Below are 20,281 nucleotides of genomic sequence, written 5' to 3'. Positions count from 1 at the left end.
GGTTATCATTCGTTCGGCCCGGGCGTCAGTTAAGTGTTTCAAAACGCGTCCGTCGCCCGTCGGACGCCCCCGTGGCGTTTAAGACCGTTGCCCGGGACGATGCGCACATGGTAGACATCCTCGCGGAGAACCTCTCCGGGAAGGCGGTGATGAGCGCGGATGGAACGGAGCTCGGCGACCTGTACAACATCACGATGGACCTCAAGTCGGGCGAGCTCGCCGACCTGCTCGTGAGCCCGCACGAGCATCTCAGCCCCGAGCGATCGGGCTTCGACGTCGACGAGATGGGCCGTCTCAAAGTCCCGGTCGCGAACGTGCAGGCGGTGAAAGACTACATCGTCGTCGCCCGCTGATGCAGGTTCTCGACACCTCGGCGTTCATCCACGAGTACACCACCGACACCGATGTCGTCTCGGTGCCCGAAGTCCACGAGGAGCTGGCCGACGAGGGAGCGCTGCGCTTCGACGCGATGGAGGGGTCGGGGATGACGATCCACGTCCCGGCACCGGAGGTGATCGACAACGTGCGACGCGCCGCGAGGGGATCCGGCGACGCCGCGGAGCTCTCCGATACCGACACGCGCCTGATCGCGACCGCGCTCGAACTGAGCGCGACGCTCGTCACCGACGACTACGCGATGCAGAACGTCGCCGAGCGGCTCGATATTCCCGTCGAGGCGATCGCCCGCGACGGGATCACGGAGGAGCGCGAGTGGCGGTTCCAGTGCGTCGGCTGCAACCGGACGTTCGACGAGAACAAAGAGCGGTGCCCGATCTGCGGGAGCGACCTGACTCGGAAGAACCCGGCCTGAATCGGTCGAGGGCGACCGTTCTCGACGGCGCAATCAAACGTTCTCGACGGGGCGAGCGAGCGTCATCAATCTGCGAGTTCCGACTCCGGGTCGACGGCCTCGATCTCCTCCACGGCGTCAATCTTCCCCACGGCGTCGATAGAACCTGGGGCGTCGTCCACGTGGATTCCGTCGCCGTCGTCGTCGTCGTCGACGTCTTCGTCGCCGGTCGGCGGACGCCCGTCGCCGGGAATCGCGGCCGCGATCACGTCGCCGTCGAGACGCGGGACTCTGTCTCGGAGCCGCCGCGCGACGGCGTGGGCCTCGGCGAGTTCGACCTCGGCGACCGCTCGAACGAGGGCGGCCGCCCGTTCCGCGCGGGCGCGCTGCCACGATTCCTCGCGGGCCTGATACGTGCGAATGGCTCGCAGGAACTCGCCCTGCGAGAACTCCGGCCAGTAGGGCGCACAGAAGTAGACGGCGGCCTCGTTGCCGTTGGCGTGCCACGGGAGGAAGTTCGAAGTTCGCTCGTCGCCGCCGGTTCTGACGATGAGGTCGACGTCGCGGACCGGTCGGTCGTAGATCCGATCTTCGACCGTCTCGACGTCGACGTCCGCGGGATCGAGGTCGCCGGCGTCGACGTCGGCGGCGATCGCCCGAGCGGCGTCGAGCAGCTCAGTGCGACCGCCGTACGCGAGCGCGACGTTCAGCGTGAACCGGTCGTTGTCGGCGGTTCGGCGCTCGGCGTAGTCGACCGCGTCGCGCACGCGCTTGGGGAGCCGATCGAGGTCGCCGATCGCGCGGACGCGGACTCCCTGATCGTGGACGCGGTCGGCGTCCGCGAACTCCCGGAGCTTGTCCTCGAGGAGGTCGAACAGCGGCTCGAGCTCCTCGTCCGGACGCTCGAAGTTCTCGGTCGAGAAGGCGTACAACGTCAGCTCCTCGACGCCGAGATCCGCACACCAGTCGAGGACGCGCTCCGTGGTGTCAGCGCCGGCGCGATGGCCGTCGGGCGCGTCGTCCCCGCGCTCGCGAGCGTACCGGCGATTCCCGTCTTGAATGATCGCGACGTGCGCGGGCACGTCCTCGATCTCGCGGCGGAGGTGTCGCCGATACGCGCGCTCGACGAGGCCGCGAAGCCGATCCAACATACGGTTCTACCGACACGACGGAGCGGTATGTAGCTTTATGCTTCGGGGGACCGTCGGACCGCCGATGGACGCCACGTACGTCTTCCGGGTCACCGTCCGTCTCGATCCCGACGGCGCGACGCTTGATCCCGATCGATTCGAAGCGACGATGGAGATCCCCGCGAGCGAGCCGGGGGAGGACGGGTGGCTGTTCTTTCGGGACCGACTGTGGCGGGGTGAGATCGGCGATCTGGACGCCTTCCGAGCCTTTGCGAGCGAGCTGCTCGACGCCGACGTCGTCGACGCCTCGTTCCGCGAGCTGCGGACCGACGACGCCTTCCTCGACGCGTTGAAGGTCGAAATTGGGGGCGATCTCGATCCGTTCAACGCCGACTCCGTCGACGAGGTCCTCCGGAAGTACCTCGGCTCGTCGGTCCACGTGCGGGATTGACGAGCACGCGCGGGATTGGCGAGTACGTCGGCGGCGGCAGCGCCCGAACCCCGCAACGCACTTAGCGACCGGCGGCGTACGACCGCTGCCATGGTCGTCGCCGACTACGACTTCCACCTGTTCGACCTCGACGGCACCCTCGTCGACGCCGATTGGTCGTACACCCGGACGGTGTTCGACCGCGTGGGCGACCGCCTGGATCGTCGCTTTTCCGACCGCGAGGCGCGCGTCCTCTGGCACGGACTGGGCGGTCCCCGCGGTGACACCCTCCGAGATATCGGGATCGACCCGGACGCCTTCTGGCCGGCGTTCCACGAGGTCGAGGACCCGATTGCCCGCGCGGAGGCGACGTACCTCCACGACGACGCCGCGCGGCTGCTGGACCGAGTCGACGACGTCGGCGGGCCCACCGGTCTCGTCACTCACTGTCAGCGGTTCCTCGCCGACCCCGTGCTGGATCGGCTCGACCTCGGCGGGCGATTCGACGCGATCGTCTGTTGTACCGACGAGACGGGCTGGAAGCCGGACCCCGATCCGATCGAGTTGGCGATGGGCGAACTCGGCGTCGACCCCCGGACCGACCGCGGCTACTACGCCGGCGACGGCGAGAGCGACGTGGGTGCGGCGTGGAACGCGGGACTCGACGCGGTCCACGTCGAGCGCGTCGGCCACGACGACCGCGGCCGCTGCGTGCTCGGCGACCGACGCGTGAGTCGGCTCGACGAACTGCTCGAATCGACGTGAGTGATATCGGATCCCACCGCGTCGATGACCGAACGCGAGGGAGGCACGGGGCTGCGATGCAGTCTTGGAGAATGCGGTGAGGTGGGTGCCGGGACGGATGCGGTGAGGCGGATGCCGGGACGGATGCGGTGAGGCGCGTGGATGAGAGGTGTGCTGGGGCGTCAGGAACCGGTCATCCCTCGGATCCGTTCTTTGCCGCACTTCGTACAGCACTCCACGACCTCGTCGGGATCGATGATTATCGCCCGCCGCTCGTACTGGTGGCGACAAACCAAGCGTTCGATCGGTTGCATACCAATTTCGTGAAGCCCGCGATAATGAAACTTTGGTGAGCACATACTATTACACATAATACGATTCATAAGAATACTTTTGTCCTAGATAACTAAACACTAGTGCTAAAAATAGACGTTTTATTGCTGTGATATTGATTAATTAGCAGCGGTGGTACGCGGGGCGGTGACGACACCCTCGGACGGCTCCCTACGCTCGTTTCGGTCTGGTACGTTCCCGCCGCGACCCCAACCGTTACCCTCGGCGGTCGTCGAAGGCCGGTATGGAGCTTTCAGCCGTCGACCTCTCGCCGATCCCCGCCGGCGGGACCGCCGCGGACGCCTTCTCGAACACCGTCGCGACCGCGGAACAGGCCGAGCGCCTCGGCTACTCGCGGTTCTGGGTCGCCGAACACCACGGCCGCGCCGAGCGACTCGCCGGCACGACCCCAGAGGTGCTACTCGGGCGACTCGCCGCCGCGACCGAGGACATCCGCCTCGGGAGCGGGGCCGTGTTGCTCAACCACTACAGCCCGTTCAAGGTCGCCGAGGCGTTCGGGACGCTCGACGGGCTCGCACCGGGCCGAATCGACGCCGGACTCGGTCGCGCGAACGGTTCACCGGCCGCCGACCGGGCGCTGGGGACGGACCGAGGGGTGGAGAATCCGAACGAGGACCACGAAGAGCGGATTCGGGCGGTCGTGAACCACCTCTACGACGCGTTTCCGGACGGTCACCCGTACGCGAACCTCTCGATCCCGCGGTCCGACGCCGCGCCGCCGGCCCCGTGGGTGCTCGGATCGAGCCCCGCGAGCGGCGAGATCGCGGGGGCGCTCGGGCTCCCGTACTGCTTCGCCGCGTTCATCCGTCCGGGATTCGCCGAGCGCGCCCTCGCGGCCTACCGCGAGGCGTTCGAGCCCGAGACGCTCCCCGCGAGCCTCGACGAACCCCGCGGCACGCTCGCGATCAACGCGGTCGCCGCGGAGACCGACGAGGCGGCGGCGCGCCGGCGCGCCCCGGCAGAGGCCGTCTACCGCCGGATGCAACGAGGGACCCTCGGCGACGGGACGCCGTCGGTCGAGGAGGCAATCGACGAGCTGGGCGGGGCCCCCGACCCGACGCCCGAAACGCTCGATCCCGACGAGTTCCCCCGGTCGGTCTCCGGGAGCCCGAAGACGATCGCGTCGGTTCTCTCGGAACTCGCCGACCGAGTCGGCGTCGACGAAGTGATGGTCCAGCACACGGTGCCCGACCACGACGACGCGCTGGCGTCGCACGCGCTGCTCGCCGAGGCCGTGGGACTCGACCCGCGGGAGTGAGCGGGAAGAGTGAACGGGGAGAGTGAGCGGCGGCTGCGGCGGGAGCAGGGAGAGCATTCGCCCGGTCCCGAGTAACGCTTATGTGGTGGCGTGAGGAATGTTACCATGTATAGTATGTTCGAACGGTTTTCGAGCGGCTACTACCTGGGAGAACTGTACGTGGAGCCCCACGGCGGCGACCGGGCCGTCATCCAGCGGGTCGACCACGAGCACGTCAACGAGCAGCTGTACGCGGACGGGGAGGGGATCGAGCGGCTCGACGCTCCCCTCGTGATGAAAGTCGGGGGCGGCCATATCCCGGTCGCCGGCGACGACGACGTGCCGAGCGGCACGCTCGCGCTCCCACATGAGCTAGCAGACGAGACGCTTCCGGACCGCCGGAACGTGCTGCTAGCGGACGCGGATCGCGCCGAGACCCTGTTGCGGTGGGAGGGATGGGAGCCGTTCGCGAACGCGTGAAACTTCGAGTACGATCCCGCTCGACCGCTACTGCTCTCCGCCGTCAGTCGACGGCGACGCCGACGGGCGACCGCGGATCTCGACCCGTCCCTCGACGCGGGGATCGATTCCGCGCTCGCGGGCGTACTCGGCGAGCACCTCGTACTGGATCCCGGCCTCGTCAATCCGGTGACGCTGCGCGAGCGTCGGGAACTCGTGTTCGGAGTGTAGCAGGTACTCCGAGACCGCGACCGTGTACCGCGCCTCGGGATCGATCGGCTCGCCGCCGACGGTGGCCTCGACGATCAGTTCGGTGTCGGCGTCCCAGACGACCGCGGCGTTCGAGACGTGCCCGTGCCACCAGTCGTCCTCCCCGAAATCGACGTCTGGCGCGGCCATTTCGCGGAATACGTCGTGTAACTCAGCGCCGGTGACGGAGGCGAGCGCCACGGGCTCCTCGAAGGGGAGTAAGCTGATCAGGTCGGCTTTGGTCACGTCGCCCGCCAGCGGGTCGCCCTGCCGGAGCCCGCCGGCGTTCGAGAGCCCGACGTCGGCGTCGAGCGCCCACCGGAACGCGTCGGCCACGAAGTTGCCTGCCCTGCACTCCCCGCCGTGAACGACCGCGCCGGTCCGCTCGATCGGCTCCGAGACGCGGTCGACGACCTCGCCAAGGTCGGCCGCGGCCATCCGCTCGGCGAGGGCGTCCTCGAGCCCGGACACCGGCGTCGCGCCCTCCGGCTCGTGAAGCGTCGCGGCGGGAGGGGTATCGGGTGCTCCGGCGCTCCCGAACTCGACTTCCGCCACCGCCTCGCCGTTGACGCCGGGGCGGACGAGGCGTGTTCCGGCGACGACCTCGTTGCGGCGGCTGTGAACGTGCCCACCGAGGATCGCATCGACGTCGAGCGCGCGGGCGAGGTCATCGTCGCCCGCGCCGAGATGCGAGAGGACGACGGCGTAGTCGAGGCCGTCGCCGTTCTCGCCGATCTCGTCGCGCATCGCCGCGAGGGCGTCGTCCGCGGCTGCCACGGGATCGTCGAACGAGAGCTCGGCGGCCATGGGGTTCAGCGAATCCGTCGCGGGGTCGGTGACGCCGACGAATCCGATCGTGGCACCGTCGATCACGCGAGTCGTCCACGGGACGACGCCCTCCTCGCGGCCGAAGGGCTCGCCGTCCTCGTCGCGGACGTTCGCGGAGACGAAGGCGGCCGGCGCGTCGTCGACGAGCCCGCGAAGGGCGTCGGGCCCGTAGTCGAACTCGTGGTTGCCGAAGGTGTCGAGGACGGTGTCCGTCGCGGCGTAGAAGTCGACGATCTGTCGCCCGGTCGCGACCAGCGAGAGGACTCCGGGGGCGGTCGTGTCGCCGGTGGCGACGACCGCAGCGTCGGGGCCCGAAAGCGCCCGGATCCTGCCTGCGAGACGGGCAGCCCGCTCGGGCGCGTCGAAGACATTCTCGATGTCAGAGTAGTGAACGAGACGGACCATTCGATGTGCGACCGGAGGGGCGACCGACGCTTAAAAAGCGCGGAGTTCGGGCGTCGACTCCCGTGACCCCCGCTCGCACACCCGCAGGACATTGAAAGCGCTTTTATGGATGTCCGGACTAGGTCGCTTCACAGCCTCTGCGGGGTTGATGATGTGCCGTTCCGTTAGGGACCGACCACGGGACGGACACGCGAGCCCACGCGGGGGACAGGAGAAACATATGCCCGTTTACGTAGACTACGAAACCCCAGCCGACCTCGCCGAGCGATCGCTCGAGACGCTCGAGGTCGCCCGAGACACCGGTACCGTGAAGAAAGGAACCAACGAGACCACGAAGGCCGTCGAGCGCGGCAACGCCGACCTCGTTATCGTCGCCGAGGACGTCTCCCCCGAGGAGATCGTGATGCACCTCCCCGAGCTCGCGGAGGAGAAGGGCATCCCGGTCGTCTTCGTCGAGACGCAGGACGAAGTCGGTCACGCCGCCGGCCTCGAAGTCGGCTCGGCCGCCGCCGCCGTCGTCGACGCCGGCGACGCCGACGACGACGTCGAGGACATCGGCGAGAAGGTCGCGGAGCTTCGATAACCACCCATGAGCGCAGAAGAGGGTACCGGCGATTCGACCACCGCCGAGGTGATCGAGGTCGTCGGCAAGACCGGGATGCACGGCGAGGCCATGCAGGTCAAATGCCGCATCCAAGAGGGATCGAACCAGGGGCGGATCATCACCCGGAACGTCCTGGGCCCCGTCCGCATGGGCGACGTGCTCCAGCTCCGGGAGACCCAGCGCGACGCCGACTCCATCGGAGGGCGATAACCAATGGTCGAGACACGCATCTGCGACTACACCGGCGAGGAGATCGAGCCCGGCACGGGCACGATGTACGTGAAGACCGACGGCACGATTCTCCACTTCGTCGACTCGAAGGCGGAGAAGAACTACTTCCTCGGCCGCGAGGCGCGCGACCTCGAGTGGACCGAGGAAGGTCAGAACGCGGGTGGCGAGTAGATGAGCCACCACGACGAGCGCACCTTCGTGATGGTGAAGCCTGACGGCGTCCAGCGCGGCCTCATCGGCGAGATCGTCTCTCGCTTCGAGGAGCGCGGTCTGAAGCTCGTCGGCGGGAAGTTCATGCGGATCGACGAGGACCTCGCGCACGACCACTACGGCGAGCACGAAGACAAGCCATTCTTCGACGGCCTCGTCGACTTTATCACCTCCGGCCCCGTCTTCGCGATGGTGTGGGAGGGTGCCGACGCGACCCGACAAGTCCGCGCGATGGTCGGCGAGACCGATCCAGCCGAGTCCGCCCCGGGGACGATCCGAGGCGACTTCGGCTTGGACCTCGGCCACAACGTGATTCACGCGTCGGATCACGAGGACGAGGGCGCGAACGAGCGCGAAATCGACCTGTTCTTCGACGAGGACGAGCTCGTCGACTACGGCCTCGACACCGCCGCGTGGGTGTACGAGGACGAGCAGCACTGACGCGGCGAAAACGGCGACGGGGAGATTTTTCGCTTCGGTTCGATCCGGCTCGATTGGATTCGCCTCGCCTCGATCCGGTTTGACCGCGACGCAGAGACGCATAGCCGTCGCTCTGCCGACACACCGCGTTTCCGGTGAATAACGGTCATCAATCGATAGCCGTCTCGCGGTTCTATACAGCTATCCGTATAAAAAGGTGGCCTATCGGCTCCCCTCGATGAGTTGCGATCCTCCGCCGTCGAATCGACTCGTGACCGCCCACCGCGATCGACGTCTCGCTATCCGTCGAGCGCCACGACGCGGCCATCTTCGGTGACGACGAGTACCTCGTCGCTCCCGTCGCCGGTGACGTCAGCGAACGAGGGGGCGGCGTACACGACGCTGCTGATATCCGCGCGACCGGTCACCTCGCCGTTGCGGTTCAAGACGAGGACGCGGCCGTCACGGTTCACCGCGACCGGGCCGAGTTCACCGTCCTCGTCGACGTCGGCGACGCCCGGAGCGTTCACCCGGGTTTCACCCCCGTACTGCTGTTTCCAGACAACCTCGCCGTCGAGCAGGTCCACGGCCCACACGCTCCCCGCGCCCCCGACGTGTATCCGACCGGGATCGGCGTCGCCGACGGCGACCGGGAGGTCCTGCAATCCGATCTCGTAGCGGGCGGATCCGTCGGCGACTTCGATCGTCTCCAGGTTGCCGTTCGTCCCGCCAAGCGCGAGGACGGGACCGCTCCGCGTGTCGGCCGCGCTCCAACTCAGCGGAGTGACCGACGGGGTCGTCGTCCACCGAGCGTCGCCGTCCCCGTCGAGCAGGTGGATCGCGCTCTCATCCCCACCGGCAGTCGCGACCGCGAGCCCGTGGACGGACTCGCTGTCCGGCTCGTCGCCTTCGCTGTTCGCTCCACCGTCGGATCTTCCGCCGGCTTCGACGATCAGCGGTCGGCGATCGATCGGTGCGTCGAGATCGGTCTCGAAGGTCGCGTCACCGTCTCCGTCGGGGTCGAACGCGAGAGCGCTGCCGTCGGTCGTAACGGCGGCGATTTCCCCGTTGCCGTCGGCGTCGAGATCTCCGATCGCCGGAGGAATACCACCGTCGCCGCCGAGATCGGCGGTGAAGCGCTCGGTCCCGTCGTTCGCGTCGAGCACGACGAGGGTTCCCGATCCCGTCGTGAACGCAACGACGCGGTGGGCGTCGTCGCCTGCGGTGTCGGAGACGAGTCCGCTGATCGAGGGCGGATCGTCGTCGCTCTCGGCCGGCTCCCCGCCCGAAACGGGCGTCGTCCACTCGACGTCGCCGCCGACGGCGGTGGCGCGGACGACCCGATCGCCGTCGTCGAGGGTTGACTGGATGACGAGCGGGTCGCCGTCCACGGTGGCGACGACCGCGCCACTGCCGTCGTCACCGGCGACCGGTTCCGACTCCCAGACGATCTCGGCGTCCGTCGCGCCGTCGTCGATGCCGACGAACGCGAAGAGGGCGACCCCGACGCCGGTCGCGCCGCCGGCGAACAGGATCAGACTCGCGAACAGAACGCGGCGGTCCATTGGCGGGTCGTTCGGTCGTCGCGGTGATACCGCTGTCGGATGCGGTCGAGCACGGATGCGGTCGAGTACGGATACGGTCGAAAACGGATGCGGTCGAGCACGGATACGGTTGAAAACGGATACGATCGGAAACAGAGTGAAAGCGCCGCGCCGTCGATCGGCTACAGTATCGTCGCGACGTGCTCGGCGACGTCATCGTCGACCAGATCGCGTAGGGTCGCCGGATCGCGCTCGCCGTCGGCGTTCACGAGGTACGCGGTGCCGTCCCGCTCCCCGTACGCTCGATGGAAGTCGTAGACGAATCCGTACACGGCGGCGTCGCTGACGTCGTCACTCCCGCGAGCGAACGCGACCTGCTCGTGGACGTTGTACTCGACCAACTGGTTCCTGACGCTCGCGTCGTCGTCGGCCGAGATCGCGGGGTCGTCGAGCCCGCGTTGGACGATCGGGAGGAGCTCCTCGACGTCCGAGCGAACGCCGGGCTCGTCGGGGAACTCGCCGGTCCGTGCCGCGGAGAGGGCCGCCCCGACAGCGCCGCAGCCGGTGTGACCGACGATCGCGAGGGTGTCCGTGTCGGTGTGGCAGATCGGGTAGGCGACGCTGCCGTCGAGGACGCGCTCACCGTCGACGACGGCGCTCGCGCGGTTCCCGATGTTCCCCGCGGTAAAGAGGAATCCCGGTTCGTCGACCGCCCACATCCCCTCCTGAGAGACCCTGGAGTCCGAACAGCAGACGGAGACGACCGGGGGCCGCTGTCCGTCGCGATGGTCGGCGAAGGCGTCGGCGTCGAGCGACGCGACGTGGTCGTCGTTGCGGGCGAGCAGTTCGGTGAGGATGCGACGGCTCATAGAGGGATGTTCGCGTCACGGTTCAAAAATGAGACGACTCACCGGAGCGGTCGGGAGGGACGCGAAGTGGTCGGGAGGGACGTCGCTGAAGTCCTAAACGGTGGACTGCTCAGAGCACCAAGCCGATCGCTTGGATCAGGAACCCGACGACGAAGACGGCGAGCAGCGCGACCGTGGCGACCACGACCGCGGGGGCGAGCGTCTCCTCATCGTCGTCGAGCATGATCGCCTCCAGATCTTCCATGCGAAGCGACTGGTTTCGACGGGGCTTGAACGCTTCGCTCTCACTTCGACGGGAGGTGAACGCTTCGTTCGCCCGCCGTCGATCGGACCTCGCCGCCGCTTTGGGGAAGGTTCTTTTACCCCTCGATAGACGATACGGACGGATGAGTTACGGAGGGCGGTCGGTCGCCGGACGCGAGGTGAGATCCGATGTCGAACGGTGACGCAGTCGATGGCACGGAGTCGGCGGTTGCGGTCGCCGATCCGGATGCCGAATCCGCCACCGATCCGGATGCGGATCCGGCGTCGTCGTCCGACTCGGAGGCGGGTTCGCTCGTCGTCGTCTGCGGACTGCCCGGAGTCGGCAAGACGACGGTGGCCGAGCGGATCGCCGACCGCGTCGACGGCGAGATTCTTCGGACGGACGTGATCCGAAAGGAACTGTTCGCGGACCCGGAGTACACCGAATCGGAGACCGAACGAGTGTACGCGGAACTGATCGCTCGCGCTCGCGAGCGCGTCGTCCGAGGGGCGTCCGTGGTCCTCGACGCGACGTTCGCCGACGCGCGCTTCCGGACCGACGCTCGTGAGATGGGAGAACGCGTCGCGAACGGGTTCGATCTGGTCGAAGTCGCGTGCGACGAGTCGGTCGTCGAGCGCCGAATCGAGCGCCGCGACGGGATAAGCGACGCCGACTTCGAAGTCCACCTCCACTTCAAGGAGCTATTCGACCGGATCGAGCCCGACCACGTCGTCGTCGACAACTCCGGCGGCGAGGCGGAGACGATCGCACAGATCGACGCCGCGTTCGCCGGGGGACGCGAGTCCGACGAGTGACGATCCGGCCGGGGATGACTGAGGGTCGGATCGGAAACCCGACTGGGAGTTCGATCCGAGTCGGTCGAAGCCGTTCGACCGCCCGGACGACGGTCGATCGCGACCACGCCGATCCGTTCGGATCTGGCGATCGTGTGCACTGTTCGCACGTTCAACGCGCACACGTATCTCCAATCACTTATACCGGCGAACGCATTATTAACTGTATGAGCGAAGAATCCGGGCGTCGGAATCTCCGAATGCCCTCGGACGACGAAGTGTTCGCCGTGGTGACGGAACACCTCGGCGGGAACCACGTCCGACTGCGATGTGCCGACGGCGAAACGCGACTGGGCCGGATTCCCGGCCGTATGAAGTACCGAACGTGGATCAGCGAAGGCGATGTCGTCCTCGCGGAACCGTGGGACTGGCAGGACGAGAAGGCGAACGTCGAGTGGCGATACACGGACGAGGACGCGGACCAGCTCCGGCGCGAAGGTCACATTCAGTAACGCGGTCGCGGATAGCGTGCCGTTCTCCGAGCGAACAAGCCACCCCGGAGTCGCTGCTGTACGACATTTCTCGCCAATTCGATTGCTGCCGAGATCGTGAATCGTTGCTGGCGCGGTGGACACTTCCAACGCTCCAGTCGCCGGCGCACCCGTCCGTTCATTTATAAGGAGTCGTCGCTGCCGCTCGCTCGTTTATATCTCACGTCGGCGGTTGCGGTTCCCAACACTCACTCCGGGCGTCGGTAAGAGGAGGTGGGCGAGGACGAGTCGCGTCACGCGTCGAATCCGTCACGCCGAATCCGTCACGCGTCGAGCCGTCCACGTGTCGGGAGAAGTTTCTTTTCCAGACACACGTAACGTGAGGGACGATCATGGGAGATGTTGACTTGCAATCCGAGCAGGAGCCGCTGAAAGAGGAGTACGAGACGGATCCGGACGCGGCACAGATCACCCTGCGCGCGACTGGCGAGGAGCAGGACGATGTCCGGTCCTGTAGCGTGGACATCGGCCGGGCGATCTACGAGGCCGAGCTGCACGAGGGGGCGGGCGGTCCCGGGGCGGCAGCCTGCTCTGGAGATCTCCTGTTGGGAGCGTTGGCGGCCTGCTCGCAGTTGACAGCGCAGGCCGTGGCGGAGAACTTCGGTCTCGACGTCGACGTCAGCGTGACGGCCGCGGGCGACCTCGACCTCCGCGGAACCCTCGGCATCAACGAGGACGTTCCGGTCGGGTTCGAAAACGTCCGCCTCGACGTCACCGTCACGGGCGATATCGACCAGGAGACGCGGGCGGCGCTACAGAAGTACACGGAACGGTACTGCGTCGTGTACCAGACGCTGACCGGCTCGTCGACGCCGGAAACGAACTGGGAGTTCGAGTAGCGCCCGGCGTCCTACCGCTCGAACACGAGCCCGTAATGGTACGGCGGGAGATCAACCTCGTCGACGAGCGTCAGGTCGGCCGCCGCCTCGACGGCCGCCCGGGTCTGATCGGGCCCGATCCGCAGGTCTGTCGGCGGTCCTCGCGGCTCACCGCCGATCGTCGTTTCCTCTCGCGGCCGGTCGCACCAGTTGACCACGGCGAAGCGGCCGCCGAGAGCGAGCGCGTCGACGACGCCCTCGACGAACGCGGCGCGGTCTTCGATGCCGTGGAACGCGTTCGCGAGCATCGCGAAGTCGACCGGCTCGGGGAGGTGTGCAGCGAGCGACCGGGCGTCGCCGCGGATCGGAACGACGGTGTCGATCCTGTGGTCCGCCGCGAGTCGTTCGAGCTCCGCGAGCAGCGATTCGTCGAGATCGACGGCGTACACGGACGCCGGCGCTGCTATCCGCGCGGCGGGAAGGGCGAAGTACCCGTTGCCGCAGCCGATCTCGACCGTGCGATCTCCGCGTTCGAGTCCGAGCGTGCGAAGGGTGTGTTCCGGCGTCGGCCAGAGACGACTCCACCAGTCCCAGTCTGGCTGACCCGTGTTCTGGAAGCGATCCATGGCTGACGTAGGGAAAGCCGAGATTTATCGGTTGGGTTCGGTGTGTCTGTGAATCTCAATTTAGCCTGCTCGCTCCGAACGTGCCCGCCCGCCATCGCAGGTGCCGAGTGGGAACACGTTTGTCGTCGGAGCCAGAACTATCCTCGTACATGCCCCCACGGGACGATCTCAGGGAGGCGGCGGCGGAGCTGGAGGGGTCTGTCGTCGTCTGCGGAGTCGGCGACTACGCCGACACAGTCGCCGCCGTGGCCTCCTCCGACTCCCGGTTTGTCGGGATGTCGGAGTTTGTCGCCGCGGTCGGTCCGTCCACCGCCGCTGTCGACGAGGCGTCCGCCGTCGGTGGGGAGGCCGGCGTTGGGTCGCCCGCCGCTGTCGTGATCGCTGTCGATCCGAGCGGATCGTCGACTGGGGCAGAGCCGCCGATCGAGGCAGTCGAGGAAGCTGACGCTGTGCTGGAGGCGATCGATGCGACCGGCGCATTCACTGTCGCCGTCGTCCCGGGGTGTGGCGCGAGTGCGGATGACCTGTCGGCGCTCGGCGAGCGGGTCGACGCGGTGCTACTCGCTGGGGACGGCTCCGAAAGTGTCGACGCCGGCGCGGTCACCGATGCCGATGCGGTCGCCGACGCGATCCGTACTTTCCTCGCAGTGGTTCAAGAGCCGGGATTCGTCAATCTCGATCTGACTGACGCCGAGACGGTCCTCTCGTCCGGGACAGCCGCGCTGGGGGTCGGATCCGGCGCACGAGACGCACCGTCTGTCGCCGTGGATGACGCTTTCTCGTCGCTTCCCACCGACGTTGATCCGACCGACGCGAGCGCGGTGCTCGTTGATGTCGTCGTCGATCCGGTCACCAGCATCGCGGCCGCGACCGACGCGATCGCGGCTGTCCGCGAGCGAATCGGCGTCGACGCGAACGTTATCTGGGGCGGTGCGGTGGACGAGTCGGCCGCGGCCGAGCTGACAGTCAGGGTCGTCGTCGCCGACGTTCGACACGCCCCGGTCCTCGATGCGGGCGATCCCTGTCCGCGTTGTGACGCGCCGCTGTCAGCGTACGCGTTCGGCGCGAGTGAGACGCTCTCGTGTGACGCCTGTGGGTACTCCGGGATCTCTATGCGCCGAGACTGAGCGAGCCACCGACGCTGAGGGCCTGCCGTATCGCAGACGTTGTGGACTCGGCGGATGCGACCACCGCAGCGGGCACGTCCCCCACGTTCTTGCTCTCTCGAATCGATTCGATTGCATGAACGAGGCGGCGGTGTTCGATCGGGTCGTCTCCGAGCTCGACGCCCGGAACTACGATCCACTGGTTCACGTCTCGGAGGCGCACAGCGACGCGTACGCCGACGTTCTTGATAGGTGTCGCCGCCACGAGATCACGCAAGGCGATAGTTGCGAACACGGTCTCGTGCGATGTACATTGAGACGATACCGACGAGACACGCGAGTACTGCCGAAATAAGCGTCCCACCGAGACCGATCACGAATTGGTTGACGCCGATGACCGAGGCGAGTGCGTGGCCAGCAATCCCAGAGTGAGCGATAACGGTCGGGAGCGCGACGACAAGCACGGTGACCGAGTAGATTGCGAACGCGAAGGCGCTGGGGACGATCGCTTTCGTGCTTCGAGAGACGCTGACGGCCTCAAAACGCGGAAACCCGACACCGACCCCGGTCCCGATCGCACCCGACACGGCCGATAAGACGAGCGCTGATACGCCGAGGCTCGCAACGACCGGTATCGAATGTGGACTCAGAAGCCCCGAGATAACGGTCGCCGCGATGGTTATCGGCGCTATCAGGAGGGCACCGGAGAGGACGTGTCCGATGATCAGCGAGCGCTCGGGCGCTTCCGAGAGCAGTGTGACAGGGAGTGCTGCGCCCTCCTGACCCAGCACGTTGAGCGCAAATAACGACCCGGCAACCCACGTTCCACTGAGCAAAATCCACAACGGGAGCCCGGTTCCGATGTCCCCTGTTTGGACGGCCGTGACAATCGGGCCGGCGAGGACGATCAGGGGATATAACGCGAACGACAATGATATCGGCGACCGGCGCGCACGTTTCCAGTCGACTGCAACGACCCCGAAGACTGGCTGTGTGAGAATGCGCGAGAGTCCGTTGAACCGCGAAGATCCGTTGTCCGACCGCTCGACCTCGTGGGTGATGTGAACGCCATCAGCGTACCAGAGCCACGCTGAGAGTCGGTACAGGGACGCAACCGCTACGGCGACGAACACTCCTGTGAATCCCACCGCGCCGATCGCTCTGAGCGGTGACGCCCTGATACCGAGCCCCGTTGCCGCGAGATCGCCGAACCAGTCGATCGGCGTCGGTGCGAGCACTCGATAGATCGGTTCCAGGACCGACGTGAACGCGTTCGTGAAGATCAGCGCGAAGTATCCGATGCCCAGCAGCACGAGAAACAGCGTTCGGAGACGGCTGAGCAGCCGCGATCGAACGCCGGCGTTCCGGACGCCCAGCGCGAGGAGGAAGCCGGCCGGGATCCCGGTCACGAGTACGAGACACAGCGTGAACAACAGGGCGGGGATCATGAGTAATGAGCCGGCACCGACGGCAAACGCAACTGTGGCGGCGCTTCCGGCTGTGAGGAAGAACGCAGACCAGAGGACGAGTTCGGCGAGGACAAGTCCACCAATCACGTCCCGGTGTGACACCGTCGTTAACAAGCCGTCGAGGTTGTCTGGGCGAAGCGCCACGGCGTACGCGCGATATCCGCCGAACCCGACGACGAAGATCCACCCGTAGACGAACGCCATCCGTGCCCATTCGATGAGCGGCTCGGTCTCGCTTCCGGCAACGAACCCGCCGGCAAGGTACGCCCCGAACACGCCGCCGAGCGAGAACGGAAGCAGCATGACGGCCGCGAACGCGAACGCCAACAGCTGCATCGTGTTCCCTTTCATCGTCCGCCAGCGACGTCGGAGTTCGGTCCGGGCAATGAGCCGCGGACGCTTCGCTCGCGTCATCGATCCTCAACCCGCCCGTCCTGTCGATCGCTGGCGTCTCCAGCGTTCTCAACAACCGATTCGGGAGCCGCCGGTCCGCGCTCGGCGGTGACCGAGAGGAACACGTCTTCGAGGGTCGTTCCCTCCTCCGCTTCCATCCGTGCCGTCAGTGCCGCAGGTGAACCCTCGGTAACGAGGTCGCCCTCATAGAGGACGCCGACGACGTCCGCGAGTTCCTCGACGACCGAGAGGATGTGCGTCGAGAGGAACACCGTGTGGCCGTGGTCGGTCAGGTCCGCGATAACGTCGAGGACGGTCCGGGCCGCGCGCGGGTCAAGTCCGCTGGTTGGCTCGTCGAGGAAGACGATATCGGGCTCGTGTAACAGCGCCTGAATCAGTCCGATCTTCTGGCGCATGCCCTTTGAGTAATCATCGATCCGCTTGTCCGCGTCGTCAGTGAGATCGAATCGATTCAACCAGTCTACGATTCGAGTCTCCAACTCGGCGGCGGGGAGATCACGAAGTCGACCGAAGTACTCAAGCTGTTCACGGCCGGTGAGTTCGTCAAAAACCGGCGGTTCCTCAGGGAGATAGCCGATTGACGCTCTGATCGCATCACGATCCGAGACGGGATTCTCGTCGATCCACGCCTCGCCGTCGGTCGGCTGCGTCAGCGACGTCAACATCCGCATCGTCGTCGTTTTTCCGGCCCCGTTCGGTCCGAGGAAGCCGTACACTGTGCCGTGTTCAACGGTAAGATCGAGCTCGTCGACGGCGATCTCAGTCCCGAATCGTTTCGTCAGTCCGCGTGTTTCGATGGCGTCTGTGTTTCGTGTCATCGTAAGGGAGGGGTGATTAGTTTCGTACTGCAGTCGGTCACAAGACGATGCCTCCGAATCCGGCAGCGACGAACACCAGCGCGATCACCGTCGGAAACACCGCGCTCCGGAGACGTGTGAACGCAAACCGTCTCGGGGAGCGATCGGTGATAACGAGATCACCCACGAGGACGACCTCGTTCTGCTGACGTTCCGTGCGTCCTGCGACGAGATACTCCTCGCCGGGAGCGATTCGACGTTCGGTGTAGCGCCGCGTCCCGAGTCCCGGGAACATCCGTACCCATCTCGCAACGGGTTCGAGTTCGTCTCGTACGTCGACGAACCGTTGAATGCGCTCGGGCGGCGTTTCACTGGCATTGACGGTGATGACCGTCGATTCCGTATCGAGCGCGAACCGTCTGGCGGACGGGACGATGTCGAGACTCCCGGTCGGACCGTCGAGGGTGAACGGACGCGTCGCCACACCGTCGTCGAGATGAGCTTGAAACCACGGGATCCCGATCCCGAACGGTTGCCGTTCGGTGACCTCGAACTCGAAACCGAGGCACCGCAATCCCGTGAATGGAGCCGTAAGGATCTCGCTCGATTCGTTCACAACGCCGCGGCACACGACGAAGGATCCGGTGTCCGTCACCTCGTTAGGGTCATGGACGTTGGCACGGAGGACACGCTTGACGACCGCGAGCGGCCGGATCCCGTACCAACCGATCGCAAGACCGAGAGCGATGAAGCCGCCCCCGACGACCGTGTACAGCATCAATGGGAGAGGTGGAAGATGTTGAACTCATTGGAGCAGCGATCGGCCGTCGTCGCATCCGACCGGGATGATTCCTCGTCTGTCCCCACGAGAGAACTCACCGGTTCGAGTGTCGCTACGAACAGTTGAGAGGGCTGGAGGACGGCGACGCTCGTCATCGGGACGGACAGTATCGGTTGCTCATGGAGGGGCCGCGGGGCTTCTCGGAGGGCTGTGAGGAGGGCCATATCCTATGTAACCACGAGAAACATATAAAAAACGGCGGTACGATCCGATTTGATCGGTTCTGTTGAACTCTCAAGGTGGGATCCCCGCGACTTTAGGCGCGAGAAGGGGGTCAATCGTGGAGTTAGTCAGTACCACCCTGTCCTTGACATCCTCCCCGCGCTAAAGCGCGAGGATTCCTCCGTTGGGGGTTCGGCTACCGACCCACGGAGGCAACTTGCGGGTTTGTGCGCACTTCTTTGGGACTTTCGTGAGGGTGTGGTTTCCCCGACCAGTCGTGGTCGTCCCACTCGAATCGCACGGGCCGTGCCATCGGCCTGATTTCGCAATCGCTGTTTTCTCGAAGGAACGTCTCTGACGCCGTGAGGTCGGCATGTCCCTCGAATCCGCACGGACACGTCAGCGTATCCTCGTGGCGAACCGTCTCCTCATGGTCGCCACACTCGGGACACGTCTGACTCGTCCACGCTTCCGATTCGGCTTCGAGTCTGATGCCGTACTCCTCACAGACACACGCGAGATGGTGGATGAACGTCTTGAACGCCCAGAAATTGTGCGTCTTCTCGTTCACCCTGACCGACCAGTGCGATTCCAGCACGTCGGTCAAGTCGCCCACGTACACCGTCGCCACACCCTCGTCGTACAGCCGTTCAACGAGGTCGCGTACCAGCGCGTTCTGTTCGTGGTCACGGCGCTTCGTCCGCTGTCGGTACAGCCGTCGAATCCGCTTGGAACTGTAGCGTCCCTCTCGGAGTTTCGACTGTAGACGGGCGATTTCGTCAGTCGTCTCGCGGAACCGTCCGAACAATTCCCGACCGTCGTAGAGGTATTGGGAACCAGTGGTCGTGGAACAGGCGACGAGATTGTTTGCGCCAACGTCGAGGGCGGCTTCTTCGGAAGCCAGTGGTGAATCCAGTCGAGAATCAGGTACGGTGACTGGTTGGAAAGCCCTGAACGTGTCGCTAACCTCGTCGTACTCAAGTTCCAGACGACCCTGTTTGCCGTCCCACTTCGGGTTGCCTCGGACTTCGAGGCGGAGTCGTTCGTGGTAGCCGAGTCCGTATTCGTCCTTCAGTTCTTGCCCGACAGGGATTTCGAGACGGCTACGTTTCCCCCACTGAATCGTGTACTGGTTGTTTCGGATGTAGGTACGGAGTTCGCGTCCGTCCTCCTCGTTGCCCCAGTACGACGGCGGGTTGGTGTACTCGCCTTTCTCCTTGAGGGCGAAGAACGACCGCCACGCTTCGCTGTTCTTTCGCGTGACCTGTTGAACAGTCGCGCTTCCGACGACACCGTTGTAGCGCCCTCGGTACTCGGAGGTGTCCCATACGTCGCCGTCACCGAAGTAGTTCTGACGACGTTCGTAGGTCAGTTCGTTCCACAGAGAGGCGGAGGCGTCGAGTAGCCGTAGAAGGCACTCTTTGTCGTTCTCGGTCTGTGGAACCACCTCGAAGGTGTTGACGCGCTTCATTCGTCGCCCCCTTCCTGTTCAGCGATGTACTGTTCGACAGCGCCCTCCGAGGCGCTTCCCGCTGTTCCGACGTAGTACGAACGAGTCCACTTCACGCGGTCATCGTACCGCTGATTGTACTTCCGCGCGGAGATGCCCTTGACCCAGTTGACGATGAGGGACGGGGCGTTCTTGGGCGGACTCCCGATGAACAGATGCACGTGGTCGGGCATGACCTCGGACTCGGCCAGTTCGAGGTCTTTGTCTTCACAGATTTCCGCGAAGATGGATTCGAGACGTTCCTTCGTCTTCCCCGTCAGGTGCGAACGCCGGTATTTCGGCACGAACACTATGTGGTAGTAGAGTTCGTATTTCGCGTGACGGGTACTCTTCACCATCTATGCATACTGTTACGGTCGAACGGCTTAAAGATTGTATTGGAACCCTGTCTATGCCATCGACGGCGGTTGAATACTATTGGTCGGCTTCATCCCCGCCCTGAAGG

General features: G+C 65.6%; 28 protein-coding genes. 14 read left to right on the top strand and 14 right to left on the bottom strand.

The window, feature by feature from the left end:
- Positions 1–107: 107 nt before the first annotated feature.
- Positions 108–353 (top strand): PRC-barrel domain-containing protein, encoded by a 246-nt coding sequence (locus ACFQEY_RS17250; protein WP_095637264.1) that lies wholly within the window; start codon positions 108–110, stop codon positions 351–353.
- Positions 353–811 (top strand): NOB1 family endonuclease, encoded by a 459-nt coding sequence (locus tag ACFQEY_RS17245; protein ID WP_379771052.1) that lies wholly within the window; start codon positions 353–355, stop codon positions 809–811. Before ACFQEY_RS17250 ends, ACFQEY_RS17245 begins: the two co-directional genes overlap by 1 nt.
- A gap of 65 nt (positions 812–876) precedes the next feature.
- On the opposite strand, the gene uppS is transcribed toward ACFQEY_RS17245, so the two are convergent.
- Entirely contained in the window at positions 877–1,941 is a 1,065-nt protein-coding gene (uppS, locus tag ACFQEY_RS17240; RefSeq protein WP_379771049.1) for a polyprenyl diphosphate synthase, read from the bottom strand.
- A gap of 64 nt (positions 1,942–2,005) precedes the next feature.
- Between uppS and lwrS the strand changes: the two genes are divergently transcribed.
- Both lwrS and ACFQEY_RS17230 read left to right on the top strand, forming a co-directional pair.
- Positions 2,006–2,371, top strand: a complete 366-nt coding sequence (lwrS, locus tag ACFQEY_RS17235; protein WP_379771047.1) for an LWR-salt protein — start codon at positions 2,006–2,008, stop codon at positions 2,369–2,371.
- Between the two features lie 90 nt (positions 2,372–2,461).
- On the top strand, positions 2,462–3,115 hold the full coding sequence (locus tag ACFQEY_RS17230) for an HAD family hydrolase (RefSeq protein WP_379771044.1): 654 nt from the start codon (positions 2,462–2,464) through the stop codon (positions 3,113–3,115).
- Positions 3,116–3,276: 161 nt separating this feature from the next.
- Here ACFQEY_RS17230 and ACFQEY_RS17225 read toward each other — a convergent pair whose 3' ends face one another.
- Positions 3,277–3,408, bottom strand: a complete 132-nt coding sequence (locus tag ACFQEY_RS17225) for a hypothetical protein (RefSeq protein ID WP_379771042.1) — start codon at positions 3,406–3,408, stop codon at positions 3,277–3,279.
- A 263-nt stretch (positions 3,409–3,671) separates the two neighbouring features.
- Here ACFQEY_RS17225 and ACFQEY_RS17220 point away from each other — a divergent pair, with 263 nt between their 5' ends.
- On the top strand, positions 3,672–4,706 hold the full coding sequence (locus tag ACFQEY_RS17220) for an LLM class flavin-dependent oxidoreductase (protein ID WP_379771040.1): 1,035 nt from the start codon (positions 3,672–3,674) through the stop codon (positions 4,704–4,706).
- 114 nt (positions 4,707–4,820) lie between these two features.
- Positions 4,821–5,165, top strand: coding sequence for a DUF5802 family protein (locus ACFQEY_RS17215; RefSeq protein ID WP_379771190.1), 345 nt, complete (start codon positions 4,821–4,823; stop codon positions 5,163–5,165).
- 27 nt (positions 5,166–5,192) lie between these two features.
- On the opposite strand, the gene ACFQEY_RS17210 is transcribed toward ACFQEY_RS17215, so the two are convergent.
- Complete coding sequence (locus tag ACFQEY_RS17210; RefSeq protein ID WP_379771038.1) at positions 5,193–6,626, bottom strand: bifunctional metallophosphatase/5'-nucleotidase; 1,434 nt, start codon at positions 6,624–6,626, stop codon at positions 5,193–5,195.
- A gap of 220 nt (positions 6,627–6,846) precedes the next feature.
- On the opposite strand from ACFQEY_RS17210, the gene rpl7ae reads away from it, so the two are divergent.
- From rpl7ae to ndk, 4 genes are read left to right on the top strand one after another with little or no spacing between them, the layout of a single operon-like run.
- Positions 6,847–7,209 carry a 50S ribosomal protein L7Ae gene (gene rpl7ae / locus ACFQEY_RS17205; RefSeq protein WP_379771037.1) on the top strand — a complete coding sequence of 121 codons (363 nt, stop codon included), beginning with the start codon at positions 6,847–6,849 and terminating at the stop codon, positions 7,207–7,209.
- 6 nt (positions 7,210–7,215) lie between these two features.
- The gene (locus tag ACFQEY_RS17200; RefSeq protein WP_004046478.1) at positions 7,216–7,440 is read left to right on the top strand and encodes a 30S ribosomal protein S28e; all 225 of its coding nucleotides are present in this window, start codon (positions 7,216–7,218) and stop codon (positions 7,438–7,440) included.
- Positions 7,441–7,443: 3 nt separating this feature from the next.
- Positions 7,444–7,632: a 50S ribosomal protein L24e gene (locus ACFQEY_RS17195; protein ID WP_379771035.1), complete on the top strand. Its 189-nt coding sequence runs from the start codon at positions 7,444–7,446 to the stop codon at positions 7,630–7,632.
- Positions 7,633–8,112 (top strand): nucleoside-diphosphate kinase, encoded by a 480-nt coding sequence (gene ndk, locus ACFQEY_RS17190; protein WP_379771032.1) that lies wholly within the window; start codon positions 7,633–7,635, stop codon positions 8,110–8,112.
- A 278-nt stretch (positions 8,113–8,390) separates the two neighbouring features.
- On the opposite strand, the gene ACFQEY_RS17185 is transcribed toward ndk, so the two are convergent.
- From ACFQEY_RS17185 to ACFQEY_RS17175, 3 genes are all read right to left on the bottom strand, one after another.
- Positions 8,391–9,656: an outer membrane protein assembly factor BamB family protein gene (locus ACFQEY_RS17185; RefSeq protein ID WP_379771030.1), complete on the bottom strand. Its 1,266-nt coding sequence runs from the start codon at positions 9,654–9,656 to the stop codon at positions 8,391–8,393.
- Between the two features lie 161 nt (positions 9,657–9,817).
- Entirely contained in the window at positions 9,818–10,504 is a 687-nt protein-coding gene (locus tag ACFQEY_RS17180; protein ID WP_379771028.1) for a carbonic anhydrase, read from the bottom strand.
- A 109-nt stretch (positions 10,505–10,613) separates the two neighbouring features.
- Positions 10,614–10,748 (bottom strand): hypothetical protein, encoded by a 135-nt coding sequence (locus ACFQEY_RS17175; RefSeq protein WP_379771026.1) that lies wholly within the window; start codon positions 10,746–10,748, stop codon positions 10,614–10,616.
- A gap of 188 nt (positions 10,749–10,936) precedes the next feature.
- Between ACFQEY_RS17175 and ACFQEY_RS17170 the strand changes: the two genes are divergently transcribed.
- From ACFQEY_RS17170 to ACFQEY_RS17160, 3 genes are all read left to right on the top strand, one after another.
- Complete coding sequence (locus tag ACFQEY_RS17170; RefSeq protein WP_379771024.1) at positions 10,937–11,563, top strand: P-loop nucleotide/nucleoside kinase family protein; 627 nt, start codon at positions 10,937–10,939, stop codon at positions 11,561–11,563.
- Positions 11,564–11,769: 206 nt separating this feature from the next.
- Complete coding sequence (gene eif1A, locus ACFQEY_RS17165) at positions 11,770–12,054, top strand: translation initiation factor eIF-1A (protein ID WP_156587460.1); 285 nt, start codon at positions 11,770–11,772, stop codon at positions 12,052–12,054.
- Between the two features lie 371 nt (positions 12,055–12,425).
- Positions 12,426–12,932: an OsmC family protein gene (locus tag ACFQEY_RS17160; protein ID WP_379771021.1), complete on the top strand. Its 507-nt coding sequence runs from the start codon at positions 12,426–12,428 to the stop codon at positions 12,930–12,932.
- A gap of 11 nt (positions 12,933–12,943) precedes the next feature.
- On the opposite strand, the gene ACFQEY_RS17155 is transcribed toward ACFQEY_RS17160, so the two are convergent.
- Positions 12,944–13,537: a class I SAM-dependent methyltransferase gene (locus ACFQEY_RS17155; RefSeq protein ID WP_379771019.1), complete on the bottom strand. Its 594-nt coding sequence runs from the start codon at positions 13,535–13,537 to the stop codon at positions 12,944–12,946.
- Positions 13,538–13,686: 149 nt separating this feature from the next.
- Between ACFQEY_RS17155 and ACFQEY_RS17150 the strand changes: the two genes are divergently transcribed.
- Entirely contained in the window at positions 13,687–14,664 is a 978-nt protein-coding gene (locus ACFQEY_RS17150; RefSeq protein WP_379771017.1) for an FtsZ/tubulin family protein, read from the top strand.
- Here the strand turns inward: ACFQEY_RS17150 and ACFQEY_RS17145 are convergent.
- The 7 genes from ACFQEY_RS17145 to tnpA form a co-directional block, all read right to left on the bottom strand.
- Complete coding sequence (locus ACFQEY_RS17145; RefSeq protein WP_379771015.1) at positions 14,648–14,866, bottom strand: hypothetical protein; 219 nt, start codon at positions 14,864–14,866, stop codon at positions 14,648–14,650. The two genes, ACFQEY_RS17150 and ACFQEY_RS17145, sit on opposite strands and share 17 nt — an antisense overlap.
- A gap of 46 nt (positions 14,867–14,912) precedes the next feature.
- Entirely contained in the window at positions 14,913–16,526 is a 1,614-nt protein-coding gene (locus ACFQEY_RS17140; RefSeq protein WP_379771013.1) for a hypothetical protein, read from the bottom strand.
- Entirely contained in the window at positions 16,523–17,344 is an 822-nt protein-coding gene (locus ACFQEY_RS17135) for an ABC transporter ATP-binding protein (RefSeq protein WP_379771012.1), read from the bottom strand. Before ACFQEY_RS17135 ends, ACFQEY_RS17140 begins: the two co-directional genes overlap by 4 nt.
- Positions 17,345–17,381: 37 nt before the next feature.
- Positions 17,382–18,101 (bottom strand): hypothetical protein, encoded by a 720-nt coding sequence (locus ACFQEY_RS17130; RefSeq protein ID WP_379771010.1) that lies wholly within the window; start codon positions 18,099–18,101, stop codon positions 17,382–17,384.
- Positions 18,101–18,328 carry a hypothetical protein gene (locus ACFQEY_RS17125; RefSeq protein WP_379771007.1) on the bottom strand — a complete coding sequence of 76 codons (228 nt, stop codon included), beginning with the start codon at positions 18,326–18,328 and terminating at the stop codon, positions 18,101–18,103. Before ACFQEY_RS17125 ends, ACFQEY_RS17130 begins: the two co-directional genes overlap by 1 nt.
- A gap of 194 nt (positions 18,329–18,522) precedes the next feature.
- Complete coding sequence (locus ACFQEY_RS17120) at positions 18,523–19,797, bottom strand: RNA-guided endonuclease InsQ/TnpB family protein (RefSeq protein ID WP_379771004.1); 1,275 nt, start codon at positions 19,795–19,797, stop codon at positions 18,523–18,525.
- A complete protein-coding gene (gene tnpA, locus ACFQEY_RS17115; protein ID WP_379771002.1) occupies positions 19,794–20,174 on the bottom strand; it encodes an IS200/IS605 family transposase in 381 nt (126 codons plus the stop codon). Before tnpA ends, ACFQEY_RS17120 begins: the two co-directional genes overlap by 4 nt.
- Between the last annotated feature and the right edge of the window lie 107 nt (positions 20,175–20,281).

Source organism: Halorubrum trueperi (genome assembly GCF_042662525.1).
GTDB lineage: Archaea > Halobacteriota > Halobacteria > Halobacteriales > Haloferacaceae > Halorubrum > Halorubrum trueperi.
Note: the sequence above shows the minus strand (reverse complement) of the source record. Positions and strands in the feature narration are given on the sequence as shown.